Below are 12,752 nucleotides of genomic sequence, written 5' to 3' on the forward strand. Positions count from 1 at the left end.
AATAGTGGACACAGGACTAAGTGAGTAAACTCTCAACCAGAGGTGACTCATGACAAAACCAGTATCAATCAGCAAGAAGCCCCGTAAACAACATACGCCTGAATTTCGTAACGAAGCCCTGAAACTCGCTGAACGCATCGGTGTGGCCGCCGCAGCCCGTGAACTCAGCCTGTATGAATCTCAGCTTTATGCCTGGCGCAGTAAACAGCAGCAACAAATGAGTTCGTCAGAGCGCGAAAGCGAACTGGCCGCTGAAAATGTCCGCCTTAAACGACAACTGGCGGAGCAGGCTGAGGAACTGGCCATCCTCCAAAAGGCCGCGACATACTTCGCGAAGCGCCTGAAATGAAGTATGTCTTCATCGAAAATCATCGGGCAGAGTTCAGCATCAAAGCGATGTGTCGTGTACTTCGGGTTGCCCGCAGCGGCTGGTATGTCTGGCTCAGGCGTCGTCACCAGATGAGCCTGCGCCAACAGTTTCGGCTCACCTGCGATACCGCTGTTCATAAGGCATTCTTTGAGGCAAAGCAGCGATACGGTGCTCCCCGCCTTGCTGACGAACTGCCGGAGTTCAATATTAAAACCATTGCCGCCAGCCTGCGTCGTCAGGGGCTGCGGGCGAAAGCCGGCCGGAAGTTCAGCCCGGTCAGCTACCGTGCACATGGCCTGCCCGTATTGGAGAATCTGCTGGAGCAGGACTTCAGCGCCAGCGGCCCGAACCAGAAGTGGGCGGGTGACATCACGTACTTGCGTACCGATGAGGGCTGGTTGTATCTCGCAGTAGTCATCGACCTGTGGTCACGCGCCGTTATTGGCTGGTCGATGTCACCGCGAATGACAGCACAACTGGCCTGTGATGCACTGCAAATGGCGTTGTGGCGGAGAAGACGCCCGGAAAGCGTCATTGTTCATACGGACCGTGGTGGTCAATACTGTTCAGGGGATTATCAGGCGCTGCTGAAGCGACACAACCTGCGTGGCAGTATGAGTGCGAAAGGCAACTGTTATGACAATGCCTGTGTGGAAAGCTTCTTTCATTCGCTGAAGGTGGAATGTATCCACGGGGAACGCTTTAGCAGCCGGGAAATAATGCGGGCAACGGTGTTTAATTATATCGAGTGTGATTACAATCGCTGGCGTCGTCACAGTGCCTGTGGCGGTCTCAGCCCGGAACAATTTGAAAACCATAATCTCGCTTAGGGCCGTGTCCACATTACGTGGGTAGGATCAATATATATTTCATTAAACTGTATATGACTTTGTATATACAAAATTCCCATGACTGTTGGCATTAATTTATCCAGAATTGCTTTGAATGTAATCTGAAATATTCTTAAGTAATGCATGTTAATCATGTATGTGTATAACTAATTGAAATACATAGATAAAAAGTGGGTGTTTCATTTCTTAACTGAGCATTAATTTCATTTAAGAAAGATAAAATACTAAAAGGTAATCTATATGTCGAGATACAATCTGTTTGTAGAAGCAATATGAGTAACACTTCTATTCATTAGCTAACTATTGTTTTTGATATAATAGTTTAAGATAATCATATGCGCTTGCTTTTTGCACCGTTAAATCATCTGTTTTTATAATGTAGCATCTTCGCCAAAGAGTGTTTTTGATGTTTTCTGACAAAAATATTATGTAAAGTAATTGTCATGCGGGGGAGGGATGTACTATTGGTGTTTTTATAGCGCGAGGGAGTTATGTATAAGAGTTTAGATGTACAGAATTATAAAGTTCGAAAAATTATGGCGTGTTTCAGTACCAATAATATTCAAATGGTTATTTTTAACATTTTTGTTTCTATAGTGATATTATATTATCTTGCACAGTACATAATTACTCTATTACTAATATTAAAAAGAAATCCATGATTACGTTGTTTTTGTATATTATAGCTTATTATTTTTCCTGAAAAGACATAAAAATCAGGAAGGAGTAGTGCAAGTTTATCATCCTCAACTTGATCAATAATATCAAATTTGTTTATTTTGTTGGAGATGAGATGCAAAGTATTATAATTTTCACTCCATGTATATTCAATATCTCGTCGAATTGCTTTATAAACCTTTGTGTTTTGTTTCCATGTGCCACTCAGTGCAACTGTTCCAGTCTTTTGGTTTTTATTATACATAAAATCAAGAGTAAGATTGGCTTGCCCCTGGTCATTAAAAATCACCCAATTAGCCGTACATTTTTCATTATATGAGATTTGTTCTTTAGAATAATGATAGGCAATGAATAAAATAAACCCACTGATAAAGCATAAAACAATAAGCAGGACTTTTTTACAGCGAGTCACGATTAACCTCACGATAAGACAGAGTTAAACAGCCGGCAACTTCGTTATTACTGTAGTGTTTTTTGCATGCCATAACAATCAAACCCGGAGACGACCTGGAGAGTGAAAAATATAGCCACGGATATTTTTTACAGTCAATTCCTGACCCTAATATACGGTTCTTATATTTATCGAAATCTTTCAAACCATCGATGCTATCTTCTGCAACATTAAAATGACAACCATTTATTTGTGCAACAGTTCTGTAATCTTTGAAAAATGATCTGGGTTGACTATTATTCCATAGTAAAAATGCGGTAAGCAAACCTACACCAAACGCACTTAACATTGGTAAATAAAATTTAGAGCGCCAGAGTATGTTCCTGACATGATTATCTGGAGCAACATTTATGTCTCTAAGCTCATCTGTAACGTTCAGGCTGTGAGGAGAATTGTTCTTTTGAACATCTACTGAAGAGGGGAGGGTATGACTTCCTATGTTTATATCATTATTGATCTTGAACCCTTTTCTCGGCACGGTTGCAATAAGCGAATGCGTAGTCTCACCAACCGCACGAAATCCGCGTCTGATAATCGATATGTTTTGGTATAACGTGTTGACCGGTACACGCATACCTTCTTCTTCCCAGACTCTGGAGAAAAAATCTTGTTGGGCGACCACATCTGGAAAAGCTTCAAGTAGCAACGATAAACACCTGCTTGCTGGCGTTGTCAGAACGACGTTCAGCTCGGCGTCATGTACCGAAATTAATTTCCTGTGTTCCGGCCAGAACTCAATATTATTGTTAATAATCCAGTACATACGTCAATAAAATACGGCATCAAGAAAATTGAAATTAAATAGTTTGATAAGTATATTAGTATTTATCTAATAAATATATATTAATTTTATATTCATTCCGATAATCATGATTGCAATATGTTAATGTAACTTAAAATTCTATATATATATTAACAAATTTAACGGTTGTAACGACGTTTTTATGATTTTTCTCTCATGATGTCTCTTCATCTTTTGAGATAACACACAAAACTTACATGATTAAACTAAATATTTAATAAATGGCGTTAAAAGTGCGTGATATAAAATACGGGCATCTTTATAAATGCCCGTATATACAATAATTATTATTATTGATAGTTACGTTTCAATGCTGAACTGAGTTTGAACGTATAAACAATTCGTTAATTTTACCACCCATCCTTTTTTCAATTCTTTGCTTGTAGGCGTAGATGCTACGGATATCCATGTTGAGTGTTTCTGCAATCTGATATGGATTATAGCCAGAGACCATATGCCCCATTATGGTGAACTCCATTTGTGCCTCTGGTAAACGACAGATAACGACCGATAAACAACTGTCTGATCTTTTCGTTAGCAACATCCAGTCCATCATCATTATATATAATGGCTGATATTGCTGGGTTATGTTTTCTCCAGTAATTAGCAAGAGATTGCATATTCCTGTCGCTTACCAATACAATTCCCATATCAGTACTCGTAAGATAGTCAATCCAGTCTTTATCTAAAAAAAGACGTAAAAAACTTACTGAAAAATCTACAAAAATGTATCCGCTTAATCGTGCGTTATGGTTTTTACTTAATATGCCTTCAACCACACCACGATTAAAATACGAACTATCTTCGGGCCACATACAAAAGCATGCGTTTGCACAATACTGCAAACGTGGTGACTTTTCTGGCATTATTTGACAATGCATTGAGCAACTATTGCATGTAAGACTTTTATATCTACTACAAAGTCTCATGTTAATAACCTCCCTATTCATAGATAATCGCATAATTTCATTGGTTATTGATGATGTCAATACACTCTGATTTAATAAGCTTTTAATAGAAATTTGCGTTTAATCTGTATTTGATATTATTCTCAATAAACTATGTAAGAATACGTCGTTAAGTTTTAAATATGGTTTGATTTCACTTGGTTAACCATATTGACTTTATTGCAAATCAGATAACTACCTAATGCATTAGGAATATCTATACTGCAAATTGTTTTCGAATAACCAGAAGATATCTTGTAAATCTAAGTGAAGCATCTTAAATAGTCTTATTTAAGATGTTCAGATTTTTACTGATGATAACAGCTTGATAATGCTTGTTTATGCTATGAATAGTCAGAGGGAGGATTAATGGTGGGCAGGCATTGTAAGAATTGGAATGGTTCAAAATTATGACTATTTTGAACCATTCACCTCAGAGATTAACTAAAGAACATTACCGAAACGCACAAAATACCCACGATCAACGTAATTAGATTTCCGATGGAACGCCAGGGTTTAAGCGCAGGGATGAGGTACGTAGACAGTGTAGGCATGATAAAAAGAATCATGGCAATGAGCGGACCGCTGATTGCGTAGATCATCGAAATTGCGTTAGGGTTGATGCAGCAGACGATGAAAGTAATCAGTGATACCAACATAATTGACAGTGCGCGGTTAAATGCACGGCTTTTTTTAACCCCTACCTGCTGTAACGTTGTTTTGACTAATTCCGTCGCACCTTCAATAACGCCAAAGTAAGTGCCTAAAAATGATTTAGACATTGCAACTACCGCGACAATAATCCCAGAAATTGACAACCATGCAGGGGCATTTGGCAACATAGACAGTGCCGATAAAATGGTGACGCCTTCCTCTTTTGCCGTTTCAATATATGAAGGTGGAATTGATAACAGGCAGCTAAAGACAAAGAATAGCACGCTCACGCAGATGATGAGATAAGCGACCTTCATAATTTTTTTGCATTTATCCATAGCGTGTTCGCCGTATTTTTCACGTCTGTCGATGGCAAACGTAGAAATAATCGGTGTATGGCTAAAGGCGAAAACCATCACGGGAATCGATATCCATATCTGGTGAAGGGTATTCTGATTGAACTCTACCTGGGTTGTTAATAAAGAAGGTTGCCAGCTACCGACCAGGTAGATGGAAAGAAATAAAAAGTAGGCAATCAGCGGGAAAACCAAAAATCCCATTACCCGAATTGTGGCATGGCGTCCCATCAGAAAAATGAGATTCAGGATCAACACAACACCAAGACTCACCAGCATACGGATGCGTAGATCAATGGCTATATGCTTCGCCAGTTGTTCAGTGAGTGAGTTGGTGATTGCCACTGCATATATCAACACGACGACAAAAAAAGCAATGAAGTACAGAGTGGTAATCAGATTACCAATCTTCTTGCCATAGTAATGAGTTACCGCGCCAGTGATCCCTTCGCCTGCTGATGTTTTTGAAGAAAGGATGAACTGGCACAAGGCCTTATGTGGCCAATATGTTAAAGGCCAGGCGACCAGTGCAGTAATAAACAGGACCACCGCTCCCGCTGAACCTAACTGAATAGGAAGGAAGAGTGTGCCTGCGCCAACGGCAGTGCCGTAGAGTGCGAAGCTCCAGAGAGTTTCTTCTTTTGACCAAATCTTAGACATTATTTGAACGTATCATCTACAAATTAAACAAAATGGAGGGCAATTTACCATAAACCAGGCCAGACATGGGAGATTAACGCTATATCAACCGTGGATTGGTGTGTTAGTAGATGCAAACCTTGCGTGCCAGCCTGGTATCTCCATCCCTCATTCCGACGAATTTCCTTTGTGATAAAAATCACTATTTTTAAACATTTAAGATAATTGTTGTTAACAATCATTTACTATTACGCGGTTAATTGGTGCGAGGTTGTGATGAAAGACGTTGTGATTGTCGGGGCGTTACGAACACCTATCGGTTGCTTTCGTGGAGCATTGGCAGGCCATTCCGCCGTGGAATTAGGCAGCCTGGTCGTGAAAGCATTATTAGATCGCACTGGTGTTGCAGCACATGCGGTAGATGAGGTGATTCTGGGACAGGTTCTGACCGCCGGGGCAGGGCAGAATCCAGCACGGCAATCAGCGATTAAAGGTGGTCTTCCCAACAGCGTTTCGGCAATTACCATTAATGATGTTTGTGGTTCCGGACTAAAAGCTTTGCATCTCGCCACTCAGGCGATCCAGTGTGGTGAGGCTGATATTGTTATTGCCGGTGGCCAGGAAAATATGAGTCGCGCGCCGCATGTTTTGACTGATAGCCGCACCGGAGCACAGCTTGGCGATAGCCAATTGGTTGATAGCCTGGTGCATGACGGCTTGTGGGATGCATTCAATGATTACCATATTGGTGTCACTGCCGAAAATCTGGCGCGCGAATACGGTATCAGCCGCCAGTTACAAGATGCCTACGCACTTAGTTCGCAGCAAAAAGCGCGGGCGGCCATTGATGCCGGACGATTCAAAGATGAGATCGTCCCGGTCAGAACGCAAAGCAACGGGCAGTTATTGATCGTTGATACCGATGAACAGCCGCGTACTGATGCCAGTGCAGAAGGGCTAGCCAGTTTAAATCCGTCATTTGATAGCCACGGCTCTGTTACTGCGGGAAATGCCTCATCTATCAATGATGGTGCTGCTGCGGTAATGATGATGAGCGAAGCCAAAGCGCGAGCGTTGAATTTACCCGTGCTCGCACGTATTCGCGCCTTTGCCAGCGTTGGTGTCGATCCTGCACTGATGGGCATTGCCCCGGTGTATGCAACCCGCCGTTGCCTGGAGCGTGTTGGCTGGCAACTGGCCGATATCGATCTTATTGAGGCTAATGAAGCATTTGCCGCGCAGGCGCTTTCTGTTGGCAAGATGCTCGAGTGGGATGAACGCCGGGTCAATGTCAATGGGGGCGCGATTGCGTTGGGCCACCCGATTGGTGCCTCCGGGTGCCGCATTTTAGTTTCTTTGGTTCATGAAATGGTGAAACGCAACGCTCGTAAAGGATTGGCTACACTCTGCATTGGTGGTGGTCAGGGGGTGGCATTAACTATTGAGCGTGACGATTAGATCTGTATTTCTTCCTTATCCGTTAAACATCTGCCGCCATCAATCTGCTTTATGATGATGGCTGGCACCGCTATGCACATTTCATATAAAACCTGACTTTTCTCCTTCTACCTGGCTGATTCGTGATCGGTACTACACTTTTTTCAATCCTTTTCCATAAAATGAAACAATGTTTTATTTTTAATTGAAAACCATATCCCATGGGCATATCATCCCTTTAAAGAGAAAACGAAACGATGTTTCACTATCGTTTGTAATTTCATGCTTCACTGATTATCGGAGGTTGATGTGGACGTAAGACAGAGCATCCACAGTGCGCACGCGAAAACGCTGGATACCCAGGGGCTGCGCAATGAATTTTTGGTTGAAAAGGTATTCGTCGCGGATGAGTACACCATGGTTTACAGCCACATTGACCGTATTATTGTTGGCGGTATTATGCCGGTAGCAAAAACGGTTTCCGTTGGCGGGGAAGTCGGAAAACAACTGGGCGTGAGCTACTTCCTTGAGCGTCGCGAGCTGGGTGTTATCAATATTGGCGGTGCCGGAACGATTACTGTCGATGGTCAATGCTATGAAATCGGTCACCGCGATGCCTTGTATGTAGGTAAAGGTGCAAAAGAGGTTGTCTTTGCCAGCATCGATAGTGCCACTCCAGCGAAGTTTTACTACAACTGTGCGCCTGCTCACACAACGTATCCCACCAAAAAAGTGACTCCGTCCGAAGTGTCTCCGGTTACGCTGGGCGATAACCTCACCAGCAACCGCCGCACGATTAACAAATATTTTGTGCCGGATGTGCTGGAAACCTGCCAGTTGAGTATGGGGCTGACGGAGCTGGCACCGGGTAACCTGTGGAACACGATGCCGTGCCACACCCACGAACGTCGGATGGAAGTTTATTTCTATTTCAACATGGACGATGACGCCTGCGTTTTCCACATGATGGGGCAGCCGCAAGAAACGCGTCATATTGTGATACATAACGAACAGGCAGTGATCTCCCCAAGTTGGTCTATCCATTCTGGCGTAGGAACCAAAGCTTATACCTTTATCTGGGGCATGGTCGGTGAAAACCAGGTCTTTGATGATATGGACCACGTTGCCGTTAAAGATCTGCGCTAGTCGCGAGTATAAATGAATAAGGTATTATTATGATTTTAAATGCATTTTCTCTTGAAGGTAAAGTTGCGGTAGTCACCGGTTGTGACACCGGGCTGGGACAGGGAATGGCACTGGGGCTGGCACAGGCGGGTTGTGACATTGTCGGCATCAACATTGTTGAGCCAACAGAGACTATTGAACAGGTTACTGCGCTGGGGCGTCCCTTTTTAAGTCTGACTGCCGATCTGCGTAAGATTGATGGCATCCCAGCACTGCTGGATCGTGCGGTAGCAGAGTTCGGTCATATTGATATCTTGGTGAATAACGCCGGATTGATTCGCCGTGAAGATGCCCTCGAGTTCAGCGAAAAAGACTGGGATGATGTGATGAACCTGAATATCAAAAGCGTGTTCTTCATGTCTCAGGCTGCGGCGAAACACTTTATCGCTCAGGGCAACGGCGGCAAGATTATCAATATTGCGTCAATGCTTTCATTTCAGGGCGGGATCCGTGTGCCTTCGTATACCGCATCAAAAAGCGGCGTGATGGGCGTGACGCGCCTGATGGCGAACGAATGGGCAAAACATAACATCAACGTTAATGCGATTGCTCCGGGTTACATGGCGACCAACAATACTCAGCAATTGCGGGCTGATGAACAACGTAGTGCGGAAATTCTTGAGCGCATTCCTGCCGGACGCTGGGGGCTACCGAGCGATCTGATGGGGCCGGTGGTATTCCTTGCCTCCAGTGCTTCAGACTATGTGAATGGTTATACCGTTGCTGTGGATGGCGGCTGGCTGGCACGTTAATTTATTCAGTTTGCTATTAAGACCCTGCCTGATGAACTGACCCCCAAAAGTTGGACACCCAACTGAGTAAGGTGCAGTTTATGACGGCGGGGTTTTTTATTTCTGATAATCAGCATAATCCATATCATGGTTATGAAATAATCCATATGAATTATCAATTAATAAACTTTATGAGTTTTATCTGCTTTAAAATTAGGTACTTAATTATAATGTCATTAATTTCACTTAATTTTAAAAGTGTAATGTCCATCACATAACAGTATGTAGCAGCAGTTTAATCCATATTTATGATATTTCCGACCTGACACCTGAGTTAATTGTTCACGTATTTTTTCACTATGTCTTACTCTGTGCTGGCAGGAAAAAATGGTTACTATCAATACGGAATCTGCTTTAACGCCGCGTCCTCTGCGCGATACGCGGCGTATGAATATGTTTGTTTCGGTAGCTGCTGCGGTCGCGGGATTGTTATTCGGTCTTGATATCGGAGTTATTGCCGGAGCGTTGCCGTTCATCACCGATCACTTTGTGCTGACCAGTCGTTTGCAGGAGTGGGTGGTCAGCAGCATGATGCTTGGCGCAGCAATCGGTGCGCTGTTTAACGGTTGGCTGTCGTTCCGCCTGGGGCGTAAATACAGTCTGATGGCGGGGGCTATCCTCTTTGTGCTCGGTTCGATAGGGTCGGCTTTTGCGACCAGCGTTGAAATGCTGATTGCCGCCCGTGTGGTGCTGGGGATTGCTGTCGGAATCGCCTCTTATACTGCACCTCTCTATCTCTCAGAAATGGCGAGTGAAAACGTTCGTGGCAAGATGATCAGTATGTACCAGTTGATGGTCACACTCGGCATTGTGCTGGCGTTTTTATCCGATACAGCCTTCAGCTATAGCGGTAACTGGCGCGCAATGTTAGGTGTTCTTGCCTTACCTGCAGTCCTGTTGATTATTCTGGTGGTCTTCCTGCCGAATAGTCCGCGCTGGCTGGCGGAGAAAGGGCGTCATATTGAGGCGGAAGAAGTGCTGCGTATGCTGCGCGATACATCGGAAAAAGCGCGAGAAGAACTCAACGAAATACGTGAAAGCCTGAAATTAAAACAGGGCGGTTGGGCGCTGTTTAAGATCAACCGTAACGTCCGTCGTGCCGTGTTCCTCGGTATGTTGTTGCAGGCGATGCAGCAGTTTACTGGTATGAACATCATCATGTACTACGCGCCGCGTATCTTCAAAATGGCGGGCTTTACGACTACCGAACAGCAGATGATTGCGACTCTGGTGGTGGGGTTGACCTTTATGTTCGCCACCTTTATTGCCGTCTTTACGGTCGATAAAGCGGGGCGTAAACCGGCGCTGAAAATTGGTTTCAGCGTGATGGTGTTGGGAACTCTGGTGTTGGGTTATTGCCTGATGCAGTTTGATAACGGAACGGCTTCCAGTGGTTTGTCCTGGCTCTCTGTTGGCATGACGATGATGTGTATTGCCGGTTATGCGATGAGTGCCGCGCCTGTGGTGTGGATTCTGTGCTCCGAAATTCAGCCGCTGAAATGTCGCGATTTCGGTATTACTTGCTCGACCACCACCAACTGGGTGTCGAACATGATTATCGGCGCGACCTTCCTGACGTTGCTCGACAGCATTGGCGCTGCCGGTACGTTCTGGCTCTACACCGCATTGAACATTGCGTTTGTGGGCATCACTTTTTGGCTCATTCCTGAAACCAAGAATGTCACGCTGGAACATATCGAACGTAAACTGATGTCTGGCGAGAAGTTGAGAAATATCGGCGTCTGATTTCACTGGCCGGATGTGCTGTACATCCGGCCTTTTTTTCGCTAATAGAGATCGGGCACCTGGTCGTTGAGGCGTTCGTTACGTCCTTTATTCTGCCTCGCTGCGGTAACTCACAAGACAGGAGAGAGGAATGAAAACAATTGGTTTGCTGGGGGGAATGAGTTGGGAATCCACCATCCCTTACTATCGCCTGATAAATGAAGGCATTAAACAGCGGCTTGGTGGACTTCACTCTGCGCAAGTGCTGCTACATAGCGTCGATTTTCATGAAATAGAAGAGTGTCAACGTCGTGGTGAATGGGATAAAACCGGGGAGATTCTGGCAGAGGCGGCGATTGGCTTACAGCGGGCGGGTGCAGAGGGCATTGTGTTATGTACCAATACGATGCACAAAGTGGCAGATGTCATCGAATCCCGTTGCTCGCTGCCTTTTTTACATATTGCGGATGCCACCGGACGAGCAATCAGCCGCGCCGGAATGACGCGCGTAGCGCTACTGGGCACGCGCTACACTATGGAGCAGGATTTTTATCGTGGGCGGTTGGCGGAGCAATTTTCTATCGATTGTCTGGTGCCTGAAGCAGATGAACGGGCGAAAATTAATCAGATTATTTTTGAAGAGCTGTGTCTGGGGCAATTTACCGAAGCATCGCGCGCTTATTATGCGCAAGTGATTGCTCGCCTCGCAGAACAGGGCGCGCAGGGCGTGATTTTCGGCTGCACAGAAATTGGTTTACTGGTGCCTGAAGAACGCAGCGTTCTTCCCGTATTTGATACTGCAGCGATCCATGCCGAGGATGCGGTTGCCTTTATGCTGTCGTAACTGACTACAAAATAGCGTCAAGCGAGGCAACCAGTTTCGGTAAACCGACTTGTAAATGCTCTGTAAATGCCTGTACCAGTGCTGAAGACGGGCGGTGCAGGGGGCGAATCAGGCTAACGGTGAAGGGAACAGCAATACTGAATCGCCGCACGACTAATCCGCTTGCTGCATAATCCAGAGCGGTGAGTGGGTTAACTATCGAAACGCCCGCTCCCGCCCGTACCATCGCGCAGACTGACGCGGCACTATGGGTCTCCACAATCATGCGGCGTTTAACCTGATGTTCATTAAACAGTTGATCCAGCAACTGGCGATAGCTGTCAGTACGGGAAAGGCTGATGTAATTCTCACCCTGAAAATCTTCCGGCGTTAATACCTCTTTTGTCGCCAGCGGATGCGCCCGCGGTAAAACACAGACTTCATCTAAAGACAGTAATTCGGCACGTTCCGTACCCGCAGGCGTATGCAGCGTTTCGGTGAGTCCTAAATCATGGCGCTGGGCCGAAAGCCACTCTTCAAGTAGCGGCGATTCCAGCGGCACGATATTTAAACTGACTTCAGGATAACGGGCCAGAAAAGGTTGTAGCAGCGGGGGCAAAAAAGACTGCGAAAAGACCGGCAGGCAGGCAATTGAAAGTTCTCCCTGGCGAAACTCGCGCAGACTTTCAGCGGCGCTGACGATGCGATCCAGCCCGTACCAGGAGCGCTGCACCTCTTCAAATAGCCGCAGTCCTTGCACGGTAGGATGTAATCTTCCGCGTATGCGCTCAAACAGTTTCAGCCCAATCACCTTTTCAAAACGTGCCAGTTCGCGGCTGACAGTTGGCTGTGAGGTGTGCAGCAGTTGTGCGGCTTCAGTCAGGCTTCCGGCGGTCATAACCGCATGAAAAATTTCAATATGACGTAAGTTAACGGCGGCCATCGACTTTCTCTCGCAATCCGGTAATCCATATCATTTTTGCATAGACTCGGCATAAATCGATATTTTTTATTCTTTTTATGATGTGGCGTAATCATAAAAA

General features: G+C 45.0%; 10 protein-coding genes and 1 pseudogene. 6 read left to right on the forward strand and 5 right to left on the reverse strand.

The window, feature by feature from the left end; genetic code table 11:
- Positions 1–49 precede the first annotated feature (49 nt).
- Positions 50–1,200, forward strand: a protein-coding gene (locus C1192_RS21315; RefSeq protein WP_103194781.1) for an IS3-like element ISEc16 family transposase whose coding sequence is annotated in 2 segments (ribosomal slippage) — positions 50–311 and positions 311–1,200 — 1,152 coding nt in all. Because the reading frame shifts where the segments join, the coding sequence is not laid out codon by codon here.
- 628 nt (positions 1,201–1,828) lie between these two features.
- Here C1192_RS21315 and C1192_RS21320 read toward each other — a convergent pair.
- The 4 genes and pseudogenes from C1192_RS21320 to C1192_RS21335 all read right to left on the reverse strand — a co-directional run bounded on the left by C1192_RS21320 (position 1,829) and on the right by C1192_RS21335 (position 5,769).
- A complete protein-coding gene (locus C1192_RS21320; protein WP_038355705.1) occupies positions 1,829–2,311 on the reverse strand; it encodes a YqeJ family protein in 483 nt (160 codons plus the stop codon).
- On the reverse strand, positions 2,298–3,113 hold the full coding sequence (locus C1192_RS21325) for a winged helix-turn-helix domain-containing protein (RefSeq protein ID WP_038355704.1): 816 nt from the start codon (positions 3,111–3,113) through the stop codon (positions 2,298–2,300). The genes C1192_RS21320 and C1192_RS21325 overlap by 14 nt, the downstream gene beginning before the upstream one ends.
- A 346-nt stretch (positions 3,114–3,459) precedes the next feature.
- Positions 3,460–4,081 (reverse strand): annotated as a pseudogene (locus C1192_RS21330) (helix-turn-helix transcriptional regulator).
- A 458-nt stretch (positions 4,082–4,539) separates the two neighbouring features.
- A complete protein-coding gene (locus C1192_RS21335; RefSeq protein WP_038355703.1) occupies positions 4,540–5,769 on the reverse strand; it encodes an amino acid permease in 1,230 nt (409 codons plus the stop codon).
- A 255-nt stretch (positions 5,770–6,024) separates the two neighbouring features.
- On the opposite strand from C1192_RS21335, the gene C1192_RS21340 reads away from it, so the two are divergent.
- The 5 genes from C1192_RS21340 to ygeA all read left to right on the forward strand — a co-directional run bounded on the left by C1192_RS21340 (position 6,025) and on the right by ygeA (position 11,730).
- Positions 6,025–7,206, forward strand: coding sequence for an acetyl-CoA C-acetyltransferase (locus C1192_RS21340; protein WP_000656046.1), 1,182 nt, complete (start codon positions 6,025–6,027; stop codon positions 7,204–7,206).
- A gap of 288 nt (positions 7,207–7,494) precedes the next feature.
- Positions 7,495–8,331, forward strand: coding sequence for a 5-dehydro-4-deoxy-D-glucuronate isomerase (gene kduI / locus C1192_RS21350; protein WP_000383241.1), 837 nt, complete (start codon positions 7,495–7,497; stop codon positions 8,329–8,331).
- Positions 8,332–8,360: 29 nt separating this feature from the next.
- Positions 8,361–9,122, forward strand: coding sequence for a 2-dehydro-3-deoxy-D-gluconate 5-dehydrogenase KduD (gene kduD / locus C1192_RS21355; RefSeq protein ID WP_038355702.1), 762 nt, complete (start codon positions 8,361–8,363; stop codon positions 9,120–9,122).
- 366 nt (positions 9,123–9,488) lie between these two features.
- Positions 9,489–10,907 carry an arabinose-proton symporter AraE gene (gene araE / locus C1192_RS21360; RefSeq protein WP_038355701.1) on the forward strand — a complete coding sequence of 473 codons (1,419 nt, stop codon included), beginning with the start codon at positions 9,489–9,491 and terminating at the stop codon, positions 10,905–10,907.
- Positions 10,908–11,037: 130 nt separating this feature from the next.
- Entirely contained in the window at positions 11,038–11,730 is a 693-nt protein-coding gene (ygeA, locus tag C1192_RS21365; RefSeq protein ID WP_001516999.1) for an amino acid racemase, read from the forward strand.
- A gap of 4 nt (positions 11,731–11,734) precedes the next feature.
- Here ygeA and C1192_RS21370 read toward each other — a convergent pair whose 3' ends face one another.
- Positions 11,735–12,652: a LysR family transcriptional regulator gene (locus C1192_RS21370; protein ID WP_038355700.1), complete on the reverse strand. Its 918-nt coding sequence runs from the start codon at positions 12,650–12,652 to the stop codon at positions 11,735–11,737.
- Between the last annotated feature and the right edge of the window lie 100 nt (positions 12,653–12,752).

The organism is Escherichia marmotae (assembly GCF_002900365.1).
In the GTDB taxonomy this organism is placed as follows: domain Bacteria; phylum Pseudomonadota; class Gammaproteobacteria; order Enterobacterales; family Enterobacteriaceae; genus Escherichia; species Escherichia marmotae.